This is a genomic window from Streptomyces sp. NPDC003635 (genome assembly GCF_053587635.1).
On the sequence record NZ_JBSFOK010000006.1, the window covers coordinates 179,459 to 198,123 of the forward strand.

Sequence of the window (18,665 nt, forward strand, 5' to 3'; positions counted from 1 at the left end):
GGCGGAGAGGGTGGTCAGCGTTCGCAGCCAGCAGCGAGGCCGACACCGCACCGTGGTGACTCTCCGACAGCTTGCGAGTTGGACGGGCGGTGGCGAAGGCGGGTTCCCGCCTCCGCGCCGAATCCCGGAAGTTGGGGCGCCGGAGTCGCAAGGGGTGACTGCGGCGCCGTCAGCTCGCCCGCGCCGGTCCCGAGGTGTCCACGGCCAGGGAGACCGCGAGTCCCCCGAGCACCGTGCCCATCACATAGCGCTGCGCCCGCAGCCAGCCGGGGCGGCGGGCGAGGAACACGGCGATGGTCCCGGCGGCCAGCACGATGGAGAGGTTGACCGTCACGGCGACCACGATCTGCACCGAGCCCAGTACCAGCCCCTGGAGCAGCACGCGACCCGCCTCGGGATCGATGAACTGCGGGATCAGGGACAGGTACATGATGGCGATCTTCGGGTTGAGCAGATTCGTCACCAGGCCCATCGTGAAGAGCCTGCGCGGTGAGTCGGGGGCCACGTCCTTCGGTGCGAACACCGAGATCCCGCCCGGCTTCAGCGCGCTCCAGGCGAGCCAGCCGAGGTAGCAGGCGCCGGCCAGCTTCACCGCGACGTACAGCTCGGGCACCGCGTAGAAGACGACCGACAGGCCGAGGTTCGCGGCCGTCAGGTAGACGAGGAAGCCGACGGCCACGCCGCCGAGCGAGATCACCCCGGCGCGGCGGCCCTGGGTGATGCTGCGGGAGACGAGATACAGCATGTTCGGGCCCGGTGTCAGCACCATGCCCAGGGCCACGACGAACACGCCGAGGACTCCGCTCGGATCGACGATCATGACGACTCCCCGTGAGGTCGGTACTGGGCTGACCGGCAATGCACTGACCCTAAGTCGCATTATTGCCTCGATGCAATGGCGATATTGCCCTCGGTGCAATCCTGTGGTTGGGTGTCAGGGATCGAGAGAGGAGCCGTCGTGCCGGACTACCGGAGCGTCGCCGACCAGGTGGCAGCCGAGATCAGGGCGGGCGCGCTCAAGCCGGGCGACCGGCTCCCACCGCAGCGCGCCTTCGCCCGGCGGTACGGCATCGCCAACTCCACGGCCACCCGCGTCTACCAGGAACTCGGCCGCCGGGGACTGACCGTCGGCGAGGTCGGCCGCGGCACCTTCGTGCGTGCCGCCGCCCCCGTCGACGCGCCCGCGCTCGGCGAACCCGCGGGCAGCCGGATCGACCTGGAGTTCAACTACCCGGTCGTCCCCGAGCAGTCGGTACTGCTCGCCACGGGCCTGGAGGGCCTGCTGCGCGCCGACGTCTTCCAGGACGCCGTGCGCCCGGTCGGCCCGGCGGGACACCCCGCCGCCCGGGAGGCCGCCGCCGATCTGCTCACCCGGGGTGGCTGGCGCCCCGACCCGGCGCGGGTGCTGTTCGCCGGGAACGGCCGCCAGGCCCTGTCCGCCGCCTTCGCCGCCCTGGTCCCGCCCGGTGCCCGGCTCGGGGTCGAGGAGCTGACGTACCCCGTGGTGAAGGCCATCGCCGGGCGGCTCGGCATCACCCTCGTCCCGCTCGCCATGGACGACGACGGACTCGTCCCGGACGCGGTGGCCGAGGCCCATCGGGCGAGCCCCCTGCACGCGGTGTACGCCCAGCCGGTGGTCCACAACCCGCTGTCCCTGACCATGCCCGCGGCCCGCCGGGAAGGGCTGGCCGAGCTGCTGCGCCGGCTGGACCTGCCCCTGATCGAGGACACCATCTGGGCCTTCCTGCACGACGAACTGCCGCCGCTCGCCGCCCTGGTGCCCGAGCGGACGGTCCTCGTCGACAGCCTCTCCAAGCGCATCGCCCCCGGTCTGTCCCTGGGTTTCGCGGTCGCCCCGGCCCCGTTGCTCGGCGGTCTCACCTCCGCCGTGCGCTCCGGGGGCTGGACGGCCCAGCGCTTCAACCTGGAGGCGGCGACCCGCTGGCAGCGTGAGGGGGTCGTGCACCGGCTCGTGCGGGCCAAGCAGCGGGACGCGGCCGTACGCCAGGAGATCGCGGCCCGGCAGCTGTCCGGGTTCGCGCTGCGCACCGATCCGCGCTCGTACCACTGCTGGTGGCGGCTGCCGAAGCCGTGGCGCGCCGACACCTTCGTGGCCGCGGCCGCCCGGTACGGCATCGGCGTACCGCCCGCCGCCGCGTTCACCGTGGGCGACGCCCACGCCCCGAACGCGATCCGCGTCGGCCTCGCGACCCCGCGCACGGAAGACCTGACGACGGCCCTGGCGACGCTCGCGAGCCTGGCCCGCTCCACCCCGGACGACCTGGCCACGGACTGACGGCCGCCCGAGACCTACGCCCCCCGGGCACCCCCTCGCCGGACCGCCGCCTTCCGCCGCCGACGACGTGTGCACGGACCCTCGGCCGCCCGAGACCGACGGCTCCCGTAAACCCTCGCCGGGCCCCACCTTCGGCCCTCGACGAGCTGGCCACGGACTTGACGGTCGCACGAGGCCGACGGCTCCTGAAACCTCTCGCCGGGCCCCATCTTCCGCTCCCGGCGACGTGTCCAGGACTGATAGGCGCCCGAGACCGACGCCCCCAGAAAACTCTCGCCGGGCCCCCATCTTCCGCCCCCGGCGAGCTGGCCACGGACTGACGGCCGCCCGAGACCGACGGTCCCGTAAACCCTCGCCGGGCCCCACCTTCGGCCCCCGACGAGCTGGCCATGGACTGACGGCCGCCCGAGGCCGACGGTCCCGTAAACCCTCGCCGGGCCCCACCTTCGGCCCTCGACGAGCTGGCCATGGACTGACGGTCGCACGAGGCCGACGGCTCCTGAAACCTCTCGCCGGGCCCCATCTTCCGCTCCCGGCGACGTGTCCAGGACTGATAGGCGCCCGAGACCGACGCCCCCAGGAAACTCTCGCCGGGCCCCACCTTCGGCCCCCGACGAGCTGGCCACGGACTGACGGCCGCCCGAGACCGACGGCTCCCGTAAACCCTCGCCGGACCCCACCCTCGGCCCCCGACGAGCTGGCCATGGACTGACGGCCGCCCGAGACCGACGCCTCCCGCAACCCCTCGCCGGACCGCCGCCCTCCGCCGCCGACGACATGGCCGCGGACTGACGATCCGGGGTCCATCTCGTGGACTCGCGGGCGCCGGGGGTGTGCGGCGGGCGATCATGGGGGCATGCCAGTCGTCGCCATTCCCGGTTCCAAGTCCATCACCGCGCGTGCCCTCTTCCTGGCCGCGGCGGCCGACGGAGTCACCACCCTCGTACGGCCGTTGCGGTCGGACGACACCGAGGGCTTCGCCGAGGGCCTGGTCAGCCTCGGTTACCGGGTCGGCCGGACCCCTGAGAGCTGGCAGGTGGACGGCCGCCCGCAGGGCCCCGCCGTCGCGGAGGCGGACGTGTACTGCCGGGACGGCGCGACGACCGCCCGCTTCCTGCCGACGCTGGCCGCGGCCGGCCACGGCACCTACCGCTTCGACGCCTCCGAGCAGATGCGCCGCCGCCCGCTGCTCCCGCTCACCCGCGCCCTGCGCGAACTGGGCGTGGACCTGCGCCACGAGGACCGCGAGGGACACCACCCGCTCACCGTGGCGGCGAAGGGCGTCGCCGGCGGCGAGGTCACCCTCGACGCCGGACAGTCCTCGCAGTACCTGACCGCGCTGCTCCTGCTCGGCCCGCTCACCGACAAGGGCCTGCGCATCCACGTCACCGACCTGGTCTCGGTGCCGTACGTCGAGATCACCCTCGCGATGATGCGGGCGTTCGGCGTGGAGGTGACCCGCGAGGGCGACGACTTCCTCGTCCCGCCCGGCGGCTACCGCGCCACGACCTACGCGATCGAACCCGACGCCTCCACCGCCAGCTACTTCTTCGCCGCCGCGGCCCTGTCCGGCGGCGAGGTGACCGTGCCGGGCCTCGGCGAGAGCGCGCTCCAGGGCGACCTGGGCTTCGTCGACGTACTGCGCCGGATGGGCGCGGACGTGGAGATCGGCGCCGACCGCACGACGGTCCGCGGCACCGGCGAACTGCGCGGCCTCACCGTCAACATGCGGGACATCTCCGACACCATGCCCACCCTGGCCGCCATCGCCCCCTTCGCCTCGGGCCCGGTGCGCATCGAGGACGTAGCCAACACCCGGGTCAAGGAGTGCGACCGACTGGAGGCCTGCGCGCAGAACCTGCGGCGGCTGGGTGTGCGGGTGGAGACGGGCCCGGACTGGATCGAGATCCACCCCGGGGCGCGGCCGACGGGCGCGGAGATCACGTCGTACGGCGACCACCGCATCGTCATGTCCTTCGCGGTCACCGGCCTGCGCGTGCCCGGTATTTCGTTCGACGACCCGGGCTGCGTCCGCAAGACTTTCCCGGGTTTCCACGAGGAGTTCGGGGCGCTGCGCGCGCGGCTGTGAGGGACGACGGGTGAGCTTTGGACTGCGAGGGCCGCTGCTGGAGGGCGAGTTGGTGCGCCTGGAACCGCTGGAGCGGCGGCACGCGGCCGGCCTTGCCCTGGCGGCCGAGGAGAACCGCGACTCCTATGCCTTCACCTGGGTGCCCGGGGCGGCCGAGGCGGAGGAGTACGTCGACGCTCAACTGGCCCGCGCGGCCACCGGGAAGCTCGCCCCGTACGCGCAGATCGCCACGGCGACGGGCCGCGTGGTCGGCGCCACCTCCTACTGGGAGCCGCGCTGCTGGCGTACCGAGGACCGGCTCGACGCCGTGGAGGTCGGCTTCACCTGGCTCGCCGCCTCCGCGCAGGGCACCGGCGTGAACACCGAGGCCAAGTACCTGCTGTTCCGGCATGCCTTCGAGGAGTGGGAGGTGTCCCGCGTCGACCTCAAGACCGACGCCCGCAACAGCCGTTCCCGCGCCGCGATCGAGCGCACCGGCGCCCGCTTCGAGGGCGTCCTGCGCAACTGGTCCCGCTCCTGGGCCCCGGGCGAGGAGGGCCGGCTGCGCGACTCCGCGATCTACTCGATCACGGCCGACGAGTGGCCGGAGTGCCGGACCCTGCTGGAGAAGCGGCTGCGCTGAGCAGCTCTTCTCGTACGGCGGTCAGGACCGGGTCGGCCTCCGAGCCCGCCCGCACGGCCGCGAAGACGTTCCGCGACGGCGGATCCCCTTCGGGCGCGAGCAGGGCGATCCTGCGGTGGGCGTGGAGCGGCCGGACCAGGCGGGGGACGAGCGCGACACCCTGACCGGCCTCCACCAGCGCCGCGAGCGCGGCCCAGTCGTTCACCGCGTGCCGGATGTCGGGGGTGAACCCGGCCGCGGCACACACCGACCGGGCCACCGCACCGCAGCAACTGCGGGCGTCGCCGACGATCCACGGCTCCTCGGCCAACTCCCGCAGCGCGACCGTGGGCCGCCCCGCCAACGGGTGGTGGGCGGGTACGGCGATGTCCAGGACGTCGGTGAGCAGGTCGACCCGGTGATAGCGGCGGTCGGTGTGCGGGGGTGTCGCCGCGAAGTCGACGGCCACCGCCACGTCGATCCGTCCCGCGTCCAACGCGGTGAACAGATCCGGGGGTTCGGCCTCCACGACGTCGACCCGGAGCCGGGGGATCCGGGACGCCAGTGCGCCGAGCGCCCCGGGCAGCAGGCCCAGGACGCCGCTGGAGAAGCAGCCGATCGTCACCTGCCCGCGCCCGCCCTCCCCGTACGCCGCCAAGTCGGCTCGGGCGCGCTCCAGTTGGGCCGCGATCAGATCGGCGTGGTCGAGCAGGACCCGGGCCTGTCCGGTGAGCCGTACGCCCCGTCCCTCCCGCTCGGTCAGCGGGACGCCGAGTTCCCGGGAGAGCGCGGCGAGTTGCTGGGAGACGGCCGACGGGGTCAGATGCAGGGCCTCGGCGGTGCGCGCCAGACTGCCCCGGCGACGCAGCTCGCGCAGGACGCCCAGGCGGCGCAGATCAACCGTGAAGTTCTCGCTTACCGGTTCCATCGTAAAAGGTTAACTGGACCTGGAGGGCGGTGATCGGAAACCATCGACGCCATGACCTCGTACCTCATCCTCCACGGCTGGCAGAACCACCGCCCGAAGGACCACTGGCAGCACTGGCTCGCCGACCGCCTCGGTGCGCTCGGGCACCAGGTCGCCTACCCGCAGCTGCCCGACGCCGACGTTCCCGAACTGGAGATCTGGCTGCAGGAGTTGGCGCGGCGGCTCGACGACCGGCCCGAGGTCGTCCTCGCCCACAGCCTCTCCGCCGTGCTGTGGCTGCACGCGGCGGCGCGCGCCCTGCCCGGCCTGGACGGCGTGGGCCGCGTGCTGCTCGTCGCCCCGCCCTCCGGTTCCGTCCTGCGGCGGTACCCGGAGGTCGCCGCGTTCGCCCCGCCCGCCCCGGGGTTCGCGCTGCCCGGCCCCACCCGGCTGGTCGCGGGCGACGACGACCCGTACTGCCCGGAAGGCGCCCGCGCCCTGTTCGCCGACCCGCTCGGCATCCCGTCCGACGTGCTCCCGGGCGCCGCCCACCTCGACCTGGACGCCGGGTACGGGCCCTGGCCCGCCGCCCTGGAGTGGTGCCTCGACCCGCACGCGCGGATCACTCCGGCCTAAGCCCCGTCGCGCAGTTCCGGTGTGCTCGTGGCGACGTAGGCCACCGCCAGTACGCACAGCAGGCCGCCGGTGACCAGGGCGGTCGGGCCGGAGGTCCAGCCGGCCACCACGCCGCCGCGCAGATTGCCCAGGTGCGGGCCCGCCTGGCCGACGATCGCCTCGGCCGCGGTGACCCGGCCCAGCAGCGCGTCCGGGGTGCGGGTCTGGACGATCGTCGTACGGGACAGCACCGAGACGGAGTCCGCCGCGCCCGCCACCGCCAGCAGCCCGAGCCCCGCCCAGGCGTTGGTGGTCAGCCCGAACAGGGCGAGCGCCCCGCCCCAGGCCGCCGCCCCGCAGAGCATGACCGCGCCGGGCCGGGCCAGCCGCGTCACCCAGCCGGACAGGGCGGTGGCGGTGACCCCGCCGACGGCGACGGCCGACAGGAACAGACCGAGGGTGCGCGGACTGCCCCCGAAGCGCTCCTCGTTGATCAGCGGGAACAGGCTCATCGGCATCGCCAGCAGGGTCGCCGCGAGGTCGGTGATCAGCGCCCCGCGCACCACCCGGTGCCCGCCCAGGAAGCGCAGTCCGTCCAGCACGCCGTGCAGTCCGGGCTTCGACTTCTCGCCCTCCGGCGGCAGCGCGGGCAGGCCGAAGGCGCCGTAGAAGGACAGGCCGAAGCTGACGGCGTCGATCAGGTAGCAGACGCCGATGCCGAACCAGCCCAGGAACAGTCCGCCGAGCGCCGGGCCGAGGAGCATCATCGCCTGGGCGGTGACCTGGTTCAGGGCGAGCCCGGCGGCCACCTGCTCCTTGGGCAGCAGCCGGGGCACGAACACGCCCGCCGCCGGGCCGCCGACCGCGCCGAAGCAGGAGCTGGCCGCGACCAGGGCCAGGATGCCGGGCACCGGCACGCCCCCGGTGAAGCCCTGTACCGCCAGCAGCAGCGAGCACACGGCCTGTCCGACCGTCGCGACGAGGAAGATCCGCCGCCGGTCCCCGCGGTCCACCCACGAGCCGGCGAACAGCCCGACCACCACCAGCGGCAGCGCCTGCGCGAGCCCCACGGCGCCGCTCCAGACCGCGCTGTGGGTCAGGTCCCACACCTGGTACATGACCGTCACGACGGTCATGAAGCTGCCCAGGATGGAGGCGGTACGTCCGATCAGCAGCCGCCGGAAGACGGGGGAGGTGCGCAGGGGCCGTACGTCGACGAAGGTACGGGCGAGGCTCATGAGGGCATGGCGAAGCGCGGCGGCGCGGGCGGGATCATTCCGAGGACGCTAGCCGCAAGGCCCTGGCTCGGGCCAATGAATTACGCGGAGTCGTTGAGCAGCCGCGCCAGATGGTCGTGACCCGGGCCGAGCAGCTTCGGCAGCGGCGCGGCCCCCTCGTACCAGCGCTTCTCGTACTCCCAGCACAGCCAGCCGTCCCAGCCGTGCCGGGAGAGCACCTCCACGCACTCGGCGAGCGGCAGCACCCCGGCGCCCAGCGGCAGCGGGGTGGTGTCGGCGGCGGAGGCGATGTCCTTGACCTGGACGTAGCCGAGGTAGGGGGCGAGGGCGGCGTACGACTCGGAGGGCTGCTCGCCCCCCAGCCAGGTGTGCATCACGTCCCACAGCGAGCCCACGTGGCGGTGCCCGACCAGGCCGAGGACGCGGATCGAGGCCGCCGCGGTGCCGTGCGAGTCGTGCGTCTCCAGCAGGATCCGCACGCCGAGGTCGGCGGCGTACTCGGCGGCGGTGCCGAGCCTGCGGGCGGCGACGGCGTCGGCCTCCTCGGGGCGCTGGGAGTCCTCGGCGCCGGGGAAGACGCGGACGAAGCCGGCGCCGAGGTCGCGGGCGAGGTCGAGCAGGTCGCGGATCTCCTGGATGACCGGTTCGTCGTCGCCGGGGGCGGCCACGCGCGGATACCCGGCGATGCCGAGGACCTCCAGGTTCGCCGCCTTGAACTCGGCCGCCGCCGCGGCCCGTTCGGCCGCGCCGAGACCCGTGTGCACGGGTTCCTCCGGATGCGCGCGCAGCTCCACGCCGTGATAGCCGTGGGCGGACGCGAGCCGCGCCACGTCGGCGAGGGGAAGACCGGGGACACCGAGAGTGGAGAACGCCAGCTTCATGCTCGCGACTCTACGCGTACCTCCTGCGCCTCACCCGGGGAGGGCGGGGCGCTACTGGTCGGTGCCGGTGAGATCCAGGCGCCAGTCCTGGCCGACCAGATCCCTGCCGAAGGAGCGGTGGGGCTTCTCGGCGGCGAGGACGAAGCCGTGGCGCTGGTAGAGGCGGCGGGCGGCGGACAGGACGTCGTTGGTCCACAGCACCAGGTCGCGGTAGCCGACCCCGCGGGCGAAGGCGATCACGGCACCGACCAGCCGGTCGCCGATGCCGAGGCCCCGCGCGTCGGGTTCCACGAGCAGCAGCCGGAGCCGGGCGGTGGCGGGTGCCTCGTCCCGTACGCACATCACGCACCCCACGGGCCGTCCGTCCAGCTCGGCGATCCAGACCCGCTCCAGATGCGGGTCGTGGTCCTCGGCGAAGTCCGCGACGATCCGCGCGACCAGGCCCTCGTAGTCGGTGTTCCAGCCGAACTCGGCCGCGTACAGCGCCGCGTTGCGCTGCACGATCCAGCCGAGGTCGCCGGGGCCCGGCTCGCGCAGCACCACGTCCTCGCGGCGCGGGGGCCGGCCGTCGGAGAGGATCTCGCGGACGGTGCGCATCGCCTCGGCGAGCCGGTCCCGCTCGGCGGCCGGTACGGCCGACAGCAGGGCGCCGACCGCCTCGTTCGACCGCTCGGCCAGCAGGGTGGCGGTCTCCCGGCCGTGCGCGGTCAGCGTGATCCGGCGCCGGCGGGGATCCCGCGCGGAGGGCGCCCGCTCGACCAGGCCGTCCCGCTCGAACCTGGTCAGGATCCGGCTCAGATACCCCGAGTCCAGCGACAGCTCGGTCCGCAGGTCGGCCGCGTCGGTGCGCGGGGAGTGCGCCAGCTCGTAGAGCACGCGGGACTCGGTGAGGGTGTACGGGGCGTAGAGACGGCGGCTGTAGTCGAGGGCGCCGATGACATTGGTGTAGAAGCGGTTGAAGGCGCGGATGTCCTGGACGGTCATGATCGACCCGCTTCCCTGATAGCTGACTCAGTCAGAGATATGGGTCGAGCGTAGGACGCCAGCGCCCTCCCGGCTACCCCTCGACGGGGCTCAGCACGGCGGGCCACCGTGCGCGAAAAAGGATCCGGCCGGGAACGGTCCCGGCCGGATCCGATCAATCCGCTGCTACGAGGCGTCGCGCACCGTTCCGGTCAGCGCCGGGCCGTGCGGTTGGCCGTTGTCGTCGCTCGGCTGGAGCAGCAGCCGCTCGGCGGGCTCGGCGACCCGGTCGCGGGCCGTGGGCACGGTCAGCTCGGCGCTCGTCTGTCCGCGCGGGATCGGCGCCCAGAGGGAGAAGTACTCCAGCTTCGACAGCGGGATCTCCCCGGCGGGCACCTCGCCGAGCTGGTCGCGCAGCCACCGGGGATCGACGTCCTTGGTGGACAGCTCGGGGCCGTCGGCGACGGGCAGGAATCCCAGCGACACGCCCAGGTCCACGTCAGCGGGCTCGGACAGGGTCGCCTTCCAGTGCAGCGTCTGTCCCTCGGTGACGTCGTCGGCGAGGGGGGAGACCGTGATCGCGGGCATCGGGTCGTCCTCGACGACGGTGACGCCACCGCCGTAGGAACCGATGACCGTGCCACGTACCGCCTTCACCATCACGTCCTGCGACGCGCCATACGAGAAGCGGGTGTTGCCCTTGACCGTGAAGGTCACGTCGGTGCCCGGCTGTCCGGGGCGCAGGGTCACCAGGCGGTGGCGCAGTTCCTCGGCGCCGAAGTCGGAGACGTACATGCGGAGCGTGCCGGTGCCCGGGCCGGTGAGCCGGACGGGCACCGTGTAGGTGCGCTCGCCCGAGTCGCCCTCCTCGACGCTCAGCCGGCCGACGTCGACGCGCGTGAGGTCGGCCGGACGCACCGCGGGGGTGCCGGGGCGCCAGGCGTGGGCGTCGATCAGCCAGGCCTTGCCCTTGCTCGAACGGGGCGTCAGCTCCAGCTTGGCGATACGGCTCAGGTCCACACCGCGGGCGCCGGCGAGCGGGACGCGCAGCTCCTGCGCCCAGTGGGCGGTGGTGCTCGGGCTGCCCGGCAGTCCGTTCGCCTTCACCTGGCCGAGGACGGCCCGCTTGCCGGACGCGTCGGTGACGGCGACGTCGAGGCGCGTCCCCTTGCTGTTGGGCGGCACGATCACGCGCAGCGCGAGGCTCTTGGCGCCCTTGAGGTCGACGCTCTTCTCCGGCCGTACGACGGTCTTCGCGCCCGGCGCGGACCACTTCAGCGCGACCGCGCGGCGGCCCACCTCACGGCTGGGCCACCAGTGGGCGAAGTGCGGCGAGCCGCCGGCCACGTCGTCGCCGAGGCAGGCCTTGCCGGTGTCCGGGTGGACCGCCGAGCACAGCTTTCCGCCGCCGGTCACCTTCATGGGGGTGTCGGGCAGGAACCCCGCGCCCCGGGCACCGCCCACGGCGTGCGCCAGGACCCGGGCGGGGTCGGCCGACGGGGCACGGCGGCCGGTGCCGTCGAGGAGCTGGCGCACCCGGTCGTCACCGGCGACGAACAGCCGCGCGGCGGCGGCGATGTAGGTGGCCCCGGCACGGTGCTGCTGCTTGGCCGTGAGCCGGGTGGCGGTGCCCTTGGAGCACACCGGGTCCGGGTTCTGCGGGTCGTCCCAGAAGTCGTCGCTCGCCGGCGCCTTGGCCTCGCCGGGCGTCCACTCGCTGTTGAAGAAGTTGTGGTTGGCGCCGGTCATGTAGACCGCGCTGTGCAGCGCCTTGCCCGCGCTGACCCCGCGCGTGCCGTCGACGTACACCTGGCCCTGGAGGTCGGAGACGTCGCCGTCGCAGCCCGGCAGGATCGTCAGGGACGGCACGTCCGGGACGGGGTTCTGCCCGAAGACGGTGGGGCCGATGAGGACGGTGCCGCGGATGGTCCAACGGGCCGTTCCCGGTGCGCCGTCCTGGTCGGCGGGCGGGGGGTAGAGGCTGTCCATGGCGGCCCGGTTCACGCCCTCGCCGCCCCGCGAATGCCCCACCAGCAGGACCTTGGACAGGTCGGCCTCGGGGGTGTCCCGTACGGCGGCCGGCGCGTCGGCCGGACGCTCGGCCCAGTCCGCCCAGCGCGCCAGGTGCGCGCGCACCAGCGAGGAGCGGCCCTGGGCGCCCGCGTCCTCCAGCTCGTTGTCCTGTCCGTTGATGCCGTTGGCGGAGACGGACACCGTGACATAGCCCTGGGAGGCCAGCAGCTTCTGGTCCTTCAGGTAGCCGCGGTGGCTGGGGATCGGCTTGGCCCCGGCGGCGCAGGGCCAGTCGATGGTGACGGCCTCGTCGCCCTGGCCGGGGACGTAGCAGGTGGCGTGCCGGCCGTGCAGGAACAGGGCGACGGGCCGCTTGCCGGTGGCGCCCTTGGGCGCGACGACGACTCCGCGCATCTCGACCGGCTGCTTGTAGCCCGGCAGCCGGACGGAATCCAGCGCGTACTCGGTGGTCTTGGTGGCGAAGGTGCCCGGCTTGCCGGGGTCCACGGCACCGGCGGGCAACTGGGCGGGCGGCGTCACGGCACGCGCCCCGGTCCTGCCGCCGCTCGCCGGCTGATCCAGCCGCCGTCCCCCGGCCACGACCTGAAGCCCGCTCAGGTCTTCGAGACCGGCCACGTCCTTCAGCGGCAACCGGAACGTACGACCGTCCTCGTCCTGCTCCGGTACGCCGACCGGGGCGCCGTCCGCGTGGAACTCCACGCGCGCGTTCCCTGGCGGCACGTACCTGGGCGAACGCCACTCCAGTGCTTGCCCGTCCTCCGTACTGACGACCCGCCACCCGGAGGGCAGCCCTCCGTCGTCCTCCGCCGCGTTCACGGCTCCGGCCGCCCGCGTCCCCGCCTGCGCCAGGGCGGGCGTCACCCCCACCAGCATCACCGCCGCGACGGCGGTGGCCCACACTCTCCGGCCGCGTATCAAAACCGCTCCCCTCCCACTCCGCACAGCACGTTCCGTGCAGGAGGAGGCGGAGGAGGGCGCGGGGGTTGCCTGTGAACGTGCTGTACTTGCGGGAGGGGGAGGTGAGTTGGGGACGAGCGAACTCGGGAAGACCGCTGTCGTGGCCGCCCGGTAAGCCGCCCGCCGGGCCCTGCCGAAAGCGCGGCACCCCGCCGGCCGACCGGTCTCGGGTCAGGCGATTCGTCTCGGGTCAGCCGACCGTCTTGCGTCAGCCGACTGTCTTGGGTCAGCTGGTCTTGGGTCACGCGACCGGGCTTGGGTCCGCTGATCGGTCTCGGGTCGGGGGAGGGCTGTCGGGTCGAGTGACTGGTCCGGTATCAGGGGAGGGCTGTCGGGTCGAGTGACCGGTTCGGTATCAGGCGACGGCTCTTGGGTCGAGCGACTGGTTCGGTATCAGGCGACGGCTCTTGGGTCGAGCGACTGGTTCGGTATCAGGCGACGGCTCTCGGGTCAGGCCACTGGTCCTCCAGCAGCCGACCGCTCTCGGGTCAGGACACCGATCCCCGTGTCAGGCGGCCGATCCCCGTCTGCGCTGGCCAGTCCCCGTCTGCGCTGGCCAGTCCTCGTCCGCGCTGGCCAGTCCCGTATGCGGTGACCCGCCCCGGGTCAGGCGCGCGGCGCCCCCGTCGACCCCCGCACCATCAGTTCGCCCCGGATCGTCGCGATGCCGCCGGGGGGTTCCTCCTCGCGGCCCATCGCGATGCGGCCGGCGCGCGCTCCCGCCTCCGTGAGGGGCAGGCGGACCGTCGTCAGGGAGGGCACCGCGTCGATGCTGAAGGGGAGGTCGTCGAAGCCGGCGACCGACACGTCCTCGGGGATGCGGAGCCCCGACTCACGCAGCGCCGCGCACGCGCCGAGCGCGACGGAGTCGTTCGCGGCGACCACCGCCGTCAGGGTGGAATCCCGGCGCAGCAGCTCCAGCGTCGCCTCGTATCCGGAGCGCCGGTCGTACCGTCCGTGCACCGTCCAGCGCGGGTCCTCCTCGATCCCGTGCGCCTGGAGCGCCGCCCGGTGTCCCTCCAGCCGGTGCCGGGTCGTCGTGCGCTCCTCCGGGCCCGCGATGTAGCCGAGGCGCCGGTGGCCGAGGCCGATCAGGTGCTCGGTCAGTTCCCGGCCGCCCCCGCGGTTGTCGAAGGTCAGCGCGATGGCCCCGGTGTCCGGCGCCGGCGGCCGTCCGCACAGCACCACCCGGGTGCCCGCCTCCGCCAGCTTCCGCAGCTTCGCCGAGACCGCCGCCCCGTGCGCGGGGCTCTCCACGGCCCCGCCGGTCAGCACCACGGCCGCCGCCCGCTGGCGCTGGAGCAGGGTCAGATAGGTCAGCTCGCGCTCGGGGGAACCGCCCGTGTTGCAGACGACCGCCAGCCGTTCGCCGCCCGCCCGTCCGCCCGGGCCGCCGATTTCCGCCTGGATCGCGCTCGCCATGATCCCGAAGAAGGGGTCGGCGATGTCGTTGACGAGGATGCCGACCAGGTCGGACGTGGCGGCGGCCAGCGCGCTGGCCGGCCCGTTCAGCACGTAGTCCAGTTCGTCCACCGCGCGCAGCACCCGCTCACGGGTGGACGCGGCGACGGGGTAGTTCCCGTTCAGTACGCGCGACACCGTCGCGGGGGAGACCTGGGCGCGGGCCGCCACGTCCGCCAGGGTCACCGTCATCTCGTCGTCCTCCGGTCGCGCATCTCTCGTACCACCTCGTACGTCGTACGTGCTCGTAGACAGCCTTCCGGCGGGTGCGGTTCCTTCAGGTGCCGAGCAGACCATAAGGCCAGCCAACCCGTTTGTTCGCCCCCTCGAACAACTCAACCCCGTCACGGTCTTGTCCGGACCGCTGCCGAGAGGCTAGCTTCTTTCTGTATAGAAAGCGCTTGCTGTACCGCTCGTCAGTGGGAGCGTGCGCGGCGCGCACACCCCGCGTACGACTCCTGCGAAGGGACTCACGTGACACGCAAGACGGTGCGTATCGCCATGAACGGCGTGACCGGGCGCATGGGCTACCGCCAGCACCTCGTCCGCTCCATCCTGGCCCTGCGCGAACAGGGCGGTCTCGACCTCGGCGACGGCACCGTGCTGTGGCCGGAGCCGATCCTCGTCGGCCGCCGCGAGCACGCGCTCAGGGCGCTCGCCGACCGGCACGGCCTGGAGCATGTGTCCACGGACGTCGACTCGGTCCTCGCCGACCCGACCGTCGACATCTACTTCGACGCCCAGGTCACCTCCGCCCGCGAGGAGGCGATCACCAAGGCGATCGCCGCGGGCAAGCACGTCTACACCGAGAAGCCGACCGCCACCGGCCTGGAGGGCGCCCTGGAACTCGCCCGGCTCGCCGCGGCCAAGGGCGTCAAGCACGGCGTCGTCCAGGACAAGCTCTTCCTGCCGGGCCTGCTCAAGCTCAAGCGGCTCATCGACGGCGGCTTCTTCGGCCGGATCCTCTCCGTGCGCGGCGAGTTCGGCTACTGGGTCTTCGAGGGCGACTGGCAGGCGGCCCAGCGCCCGTCCTGGAACTACCGCGCGGAGGACGGCGGCGGCATCGTCGTCGACATGTTCCCGCACTGGGAGTACGTCCTGCACGAGCTGTTCGGCCGGGTGAAGTCCGTCCAGGCCATCGCCACCACCCACATCCCGCAGCGCTGGGACGAGAACGGCAAGCCCTACGACGCCACCGCCGACGACGCGGCCTACGGCATCTTCGAGCTGGAGGGCGGCGCCGTCGCCCAGATCAACTCCTCCTGGGCGGTCCGCGTCCACCGCGACGAACTCGTCGAGTTCCAGGTCGACGGCACCGAGGGCTCGGCCGTCGCGGGCCTGCGCAACTGCCGCGTCCAGCACCGCTCGGCCACCCCCAAGCCCGTCTGGAACCCCGACATCCCGGCCACCGAGGTGTTCCGCGACCAGTGGCAGGAGGTCCCGGACAACGCAGAGTTCGACAACGGCTTCAAGGCCCAGTGGGAGCTCTTCCTCCGGCACGTCTACGCCGATGCCCCCTACCACTGGGACCTCCTCGCCGGGGCCCGTGGCGTCCAGCTGGCCGAACTGGGCCTGAAGTCCTCGGCGGAGGGCCGCCGTATCGACGTACCGGAGATCACGCTGTGACGATCCACCTCCCCTCCGGCGACGGGTCCTTGCGGGCGTACGAACCCCGCGAGGAACCCCTCGCCGTCACCCCCGGCACCCTCTTCTCCTCCCGTACGGTCTTCTCGGCCGCGCATGTCGTGGCCGACCCGTTCGCCGACGTCAGCCCCGACTCACCGGCCGCCGTCGACTGGGACGCCACCCTCGCCTTCCGGCGGCACCTGTGGTCGCACGGGCTCGGGGTCGCCGAGGCGATGGACACCGCGCAGCGCGGGATGGGCCTGGACTGGGCCGGCGCGGCCGAGCTGATCCGGCGGTCGGCAGCCGAGGCGCGGTCGGTCGGCGGGCGGATCGCCTGCGGGGTGGGCACCGACCAGCTGCCCGTCACCGAGATCGGCTACCCGTACGGCCTCGACGACATCCGCGCCGCCTACGAGGAGCAGCTCGCGGTCGTGGAGGAGTCCGGTGCCCAGGCCGTCCTCATGGCCTCCCGCGCTCTGGCGGCCGTGGCCAAGGGCCCCGAGGACTACCTGGAGGTCTACGGCCACCTGCTGCGCCAGGCCTCCGAGCCGGTGATCCTGCACTGGCTCGGCCCCATGTTCGACCCCGCGCTGGAGGGCTACTGGGGCGCCACCGACCTGGACGCCGCCACGCGCACCTTCCTGGACGTCATCGCCGCGCACTCCGACAAGGTGGACGGCATCAAGGTCTCCCTGCTCGACGCCCGGCGCGAGATCGACCTGCGCCGGGCGCTCCCGGACGGCGTCCGCTGCTACACCGGCGACGACTTCCACTACCCCGAGCTGATCGCGGGTGACGACCACGGTTTCAGTCACGCCCTGCTCGGCATCTTCGACCCGCTGGGCCCGCTGGCGGCGGAGGCGGTACGGGTCCTGGACACCGGTGACGTGGCGGGCTTCCGCGGGCTGCTCGACCCCACGGTCGAACTGTCCCGGCACCTCTTCAGGACCCCGACCCGGTACTACAAGACCGGCGTGGTCTTCCTGGCCTGGCTCGCGGGCCACCAGAGCCACTTCACCATGGTCGGCGGTCTCCAGTCGGCCCGCTCCCTGCCCCACCTCGCCCGCGCCTACGAGCTCGCCGACGGCCTGGGCCTGTTCCCGGACCCGCGACTGGCCGAGGAACGGATGCGGAACCTGCTCTCGCTGTACGGGGTGAACCGGTGACCGATGACCTCTCGCGTTTCTCCGTCAACCAGATGACGGTCAAGCAGCTGTCGCTGCCCGAACTGGTCGACGCCTGCCGTGAGCTGGGCATCGGCAACGTGGGCCTGTGGCGCGAGCCGGTCCGGGCGTACGGCCTGGAGGCGACGGCCGAACTGGTCCGGGACGCGGGCCTGACCGTGACGACCCTGTGCCGGGGCGGCTTCCTCACCGCGATCGGCCCCGGCCCGCGCGCCGCCGCCCTGGACGACAACCGCCGCGCCGTGGACGAGGCGGCGACCCTCGGCACGGACACCCTCGTCCTGGTCTCCGGCGGTCTCCCGCCCGGCTCCAAGGACCTGCGCGGCGCGCGCGAACGCATCGCCGACGCGCTCGCGGTGCTGGGCCCGTACGCCGCCGCGCGCGGGGTGAGGCTGGCCATCGAACCGCTCCACCCCATGTTCGCGTCCGACCGCTGTGTGGTCTCCACCCTCGCCCAGGCCCTGGACCTGGCCGAACGCTTCCCCGCCGAGCAGGTCGGCGTCACGGTGGACACGTACCACGTCTGGTGGGACGACCAGGCGCCCGCGCAGATCGCGCGGGCGGGCGCGGGCGGCCGTATCCACGCCTTCCAGCTCGCCGACTGGACCACCCCGCTGCCCGCGGGGGTGCTCAACGGCCGTGGGCAGATCGGCGACGGCTCGATCGACATGCGGGAGTGGCAGGGCTACGTCGAGACCGCCGGCTGGACCGGCGCCATCGAGGTGGAGCTGTTCAACGACGGGCTGTGGGCTCGGGACGGCCGGGAGGTTCTGCGGGAGACCGCTCAGCGCTTTCTGGCGCACGCGGGCTGAGCAGCGCGTCGGCGGTGGCGGTGCGGGCGTAGAGCACCCAGCGCCCCGCCCGGTGGGCGCTGACCAGACCGGCGTCGCGCAGCGCCGTGAGCGACTGGGACACGGCGGCCGGGGACAGTCCCGTCCGCCGGGCCAGCTCGGTCGTGGCGGCCGGGATGTCCAGCTCGGTCAGCAGCCGGGTCCGGGACCGGCCCAGTACTGCGGCCAGGGCCCCGGCCGCCGGGGCCGGCCTGCGCTGCCACAGCGTCCCGGTGCCCCGGGCCGGGTAGGCGAGCTGCGGCGGATCCGGGAGTGTCACCCGGGTGAGCAGGCCGGGGCCGGTGAAGGCGGACGGGACGAGGACGAGACCGGCGCCCGCCGTGGCGCGGGACAGGCCCCGCCTGCGCTCCCGCAGCCGGAGGGTGGTGCCCTCCCAACTCGCCGCCCTGTGCAGGTCGTTGAGCAGGCGTGCGGTGCCGTGCTCGGCGAGCTGTCGGGCGCGGTACAGCACATCGGCGTCGAGCACGGCCCGGATCCGGGCCCAGTAGGGGGCCAGCGCCAACTGCCAGTAGGCCTCGATCTCCTCGGCGAACCGGGGCAGTTGGTCGGCCGGATCGTCGTACAGGGCGCACAGCCGGGGGCCCAGCGAGCGGCCCTGCTCCCGTTCCAGACGCTCCAGGTCCCGGCGCACCCGCTCGGCCGGAGTGGCCCGTACCACGGTCAGCTCCTCGGCGAGGGAGGGGGCCGGGCCGGCCGGTGCCGGGTTGAGGAAGTCGGGGACGTAGCCGTCGGGCGGTACCAGTTCGGCGAGCCGGTCGCGGTCCAGGCCCGCGGCCGCCACTCGCGGGCGCACCTGCTCGGCCCAGGCCCGGTGCACCGGGTGCGGGCGCCCCGTCGCGAGCAGCCGGAAACTCGTCCCGACCTCCCACAGCGGCGACACCGCGAACCGCAGTCGCGCCAAGTCCCCCGCCGAGAAATCCAGTTCCGCCTCCATGACCAATTACCCCCCACTGGTTTCGGTC

Annotated in this window: 15 protein-coding genes; 7 read left to right on the forward strand and 8 right to left on the reverse strand. The window is 73.4% G+C overall.

Translation table 11 applies throughout. From position 1 onward, the window contains the following. Window positions 1–169: 169 nt before the first annotated feature. The gene (locus tag ACWDRW_RS08550; protein ID WP_451721611.1) at window positions 170–817 is read right to left on the reverse strand and encodes a LysE family translocator; all 648 of its coding nucleotides are present in this window, start codon (window positions 815–817) and stop codon (window positions 170–172) included. A gap of 141 nt (window positions 818–958) precedes the next feature. Here ACWDRW_RS08550 and ACWDRW_RS08555 point away from each other — a divergent pair, with 141 nt between their 5' ends. The 3 genes from ACWDRW_RS08555 (at window position 959) to ACWDRW_RS08565 (ending at window position 5,007) form a co-directional block, all read left to right on the forward strand. Continuing rightward, window positions 959–2,296, forward strand: coding sequence for an aminotransferase-like domain-containing protein (locus ACWDRW_RS08555; RefSeq protein WP_451721536.1), 1,338 nt, complete (start codon window positions 959–961; stop codon window positions 2,294–2,296). Between the two features lie 856 nt (window positions 2,297–3,152). Beyond that, window positions 3,153–4,385, forward strand: a complete 1,233-nt coding sequence (aroA, locus tag ACWDRW_RS08560) for a 3-phosphoshikimate 1-carboxyvinyltransferase (protein WP_451721537.1) — start codon at window positions 3,153–3,155, stop codon at window positions 4,383–4,385. A 10-nt stretch (window positions 4,386–4,395) separates the two neighbouring features. Beyond that, window positions 4,396–5,007, forward strand: a complete 612-nt coding sequence (locus ACWDRW_RS08565; RefSeq protein WP_451721538.1) for a GNAT family N-acetyltransferase — start codon at window positions 4,396–4,398, stop codon at window positions 5,005–5,007. On the opposite strand, the gene ACWDRW_RS08570 is transcribed toward ACWDRW_RS08565, so the two are convergent. Then, window positions 4,952–5,914, reverse strand: a complete 963-nt coding sequence (locus ACWDRW_RS08570) for a LysR family transcriptional regulator (RefSeq protein ID WP_451721539.1) — start codon at window positions 5,912–5,914, stop codon at window positions 4,952–4,954. The two genes, ACWDRW_RS08565 and ACWDRW_RS08570, sit on opposite strands and share 56 nt — an antisense overlap. Window positions 5,915–5,965: 51 nt before the next feature. Here ACWDRW_RS08570 and ACWDRW_RS08575 point away from each other — a divergent pair, with 51 nt between their 5' ends. Beyond that, window positions 5,966–6,529 carry an RBBP9/YdeN family alpha/beta hydrolase gene (locus ACWDRW_RS08575; protein WP_451721540.1) on the forward strand — a complete coding sequence of 188 codons (564 nt, stop codon included), beginning with the start codon at window positions 5,966–5,968 and terminating at the stop codon, window positions 6,527–6,529. Here ACWDRW_RS08575 and ACWDRW_RS08580 read toward each other — a convergent pair. The 5 genes from ACWDRW_RS08580 to ACWDRW_RS08600 all read right to left on the reverse strand — a co-directional run bounded on the left by ACWDRW_RS08580 (window position 6,526) and on the right by ACWDRW_RS08600 (window position 14,234). Next, entirely contained in the window at window positions 6,526–7,746 is a 1,221-nt protein-coding gene (locus tag ACWDRW_RS08580) for an MFS transporter (RefSeq protein WP_451721541.1), read from the reverse strand. The two genes, ACWDRW_RS08575 and ACWDRW_RS08580, sit on opposite strands and share 4 nt — an antisense overlap. A gap of 80 nt (window positions 7,747–7,826) precedes the next feature. After that, window positions 7,827–8,627 (reverse strand): sugar phosphate isomerase/epimerase family protein, encoded by an 801-nt coding sequence (locus ACWDRW_RS08585; RefSeq protein ID WP_451721542.1) that lies wholly within the window; start codon window positions 8,625–8,627, stop codon window positions 7,827–7,829. 51 nt (window positions 8,628–8,678) lie between these two features. Continuing rightward, on the reverse strand, window positions 8,679–9,611 hold the full coding sequence (locus ACWDRW_RS08590; protein WP_451721543.1) for a bifunctional helix-turn-helix transcriptional regulator/GNAT family N-acetyltransferase: 933 nt from the start codon (window positions 9,609–9,611) through the stop codon (window positions 8,679–8,681). Between the two features lie 165 nt (window positions 9,612–9,776). Further along, window positions 9,777–12,542, reverse strand: a complete 2,766-nt coding sequence (locus tag ACWDRW_RS08595) for a hypothetical protein (RefSeq protein ID WP_451721544.1) — start codon at window positions 12,540–12,542, stop codon at window positions 9,777–9,779. Window positions 12,543–13,187: 645 nt separating this feature from the next. Beyond that, window positions 13,188–14,234, reverse strand: a complete 1,047-nt coding sequence (locus ACWDRW_RS08600; RefSeq protein WP_451721545.1) for a LacI family DNA-binding transcriptional regulator — start codon at window positions 14,232–14,234, stop codon at window positions 13,188–13,190. 282 nt (window positions 14,235–14,516) lie between these two features. Between ACWDRW_RS08600 and ACWDRW_RS08605 the strand changes: the two genes are divergently transcribed. Genes ACWDRW_RS08605 through ACWDRW_RS08615 form a run of 3 tightly spaced genes read left to right on the forward strand, consistent with a single transcriptional unit; the run spans window position 14,517 to window position 17,664 of the window. After that, the gene (locus ACWDRW_RS08605; RefSeq protein ID WP_451721546.1) at window positions 14,517–15,668 is read left to right on the forward strand and encodes a Gfo/Idh/MocA family protein; all 1,152 of its coding nucleotides are present in this window, start codon (window positions 14,517–14,519) and stop codon (window positions 15,666–15,668) included. Further along, entirely contained in the window at window positions 15,665–16,834 is a 1,170-nt protein-coding gene (locus ACWDRW_RS08610; RefSeq protein WP_451721547.1) for a dihydrodipicolinate synthase family protein, read from the forward strand. The genes ACWDRW_RS08605 and ACWDRW_RS08610 overlap by 4 nt, the downstream gene beginning before the upstream one ends. 32 nt (window positions 16,835–16,866) lie before the next feature. Further along, on the forward strand, window positions 16,867–17,664 hold the full coding sequence (locus tag ACWDRW_RS08615; protein WP_451721612.1) for a sugar phosphate isomerase/epimerase family protein: 798 nt from the start codon (window positions 16,867–16,869) through the stop codon (window positions 17,662–17,664). Here the strand turns inward: ACWDRW_RS08615 and ACWDRW_RS08620 are convergent. Further along, on the reverse strand, window positions 17,585–18,637 hold the full coding sequence (locus tag ACWDRW_RS08620; protein ID WP_451721548.1) for an ArsR family transcriptional regulator: 1,053 nt from the start codon (window positions 18,635–18,637) through the stop codon (window positions 17,585–17,587). The genes ACWDRW_RS08615 and ACWDRW_RS08620 overlap by 80 nt on opposite strands. Between the last annotated feature and the right edge of the window lie 28 nt (window positions 18,638–18,665).

Excerpts from the sequence above, each read along its gene's own strand:
- ACWDRW_RS08620 (WP_451721548.1), bottom strand. The coding sequence starts at position 18,637 with ATGGAGGCGGAACTGGATTTCTCGGCGGGGGACTTGGCGCGACTGCGG.
- ACWDRW_RS08615 (WP_451721612.1), top strand. The coding sequence starts at position 16,867 with ATGACGGTCAAGCAGCTGTCGCTGCCCGAACTGGTCGACGCCTGCCGT.
- ACWDRW_RS08585 (WP_451721542.1), bottom strand. The coding sequence starts at position 8,627 with ATGAAGCTGGCGTTCTCCACTCTCGGTGTCCCCGGTCTTCCCCTCGCC.
- ACWDRW_RS08575 (WP_451721540.1), top strand. The coding sequence starts at position 5,966 with ATGACCTCGTACCTCATCCTCCACGGCTGGCAGAACCACCGCCCGAAG.
- ACWDRW_RS08600 (WP_451721545.1), bottom strand. The coding sequence starts at position 14,234 with ATGACGGTGACCCTGGCGGACGTGGCGGCCCGCGCCCAGGTCTCCCCC.
- ACWDRW_RS08570 (WP_451721539.1), bottom strand. The coding sequence starts at position 5,914 with ATGGAACCGGTAAGCGAGAACTTCACGGTTGATCTGCGCCGCCTGGGC.
- ACWDRW_RS08590 (WP_451721543.1), bottom strand. The coding sequence starts at position 9,611 with ATGACCGTCCAGGACATCCGCGCCTTCAACCGCTTCTACACCAATGTC.
- ACWDRW_RS08580 (WP_451721541.1), bottom strand. The coding sequence starts at position 7,746 with ATGAGCCTCGCCCGTACCTTCGTCGACGTACGGCCCCTGCGCACCTCC.
- aroA (WP_451721537.1), top strand. The coding sequence starts at position 3,153 with ATGCCAGTCGTCGCCATTCCCGGTTCCAAGTCCATCACCGCGCGTGCC.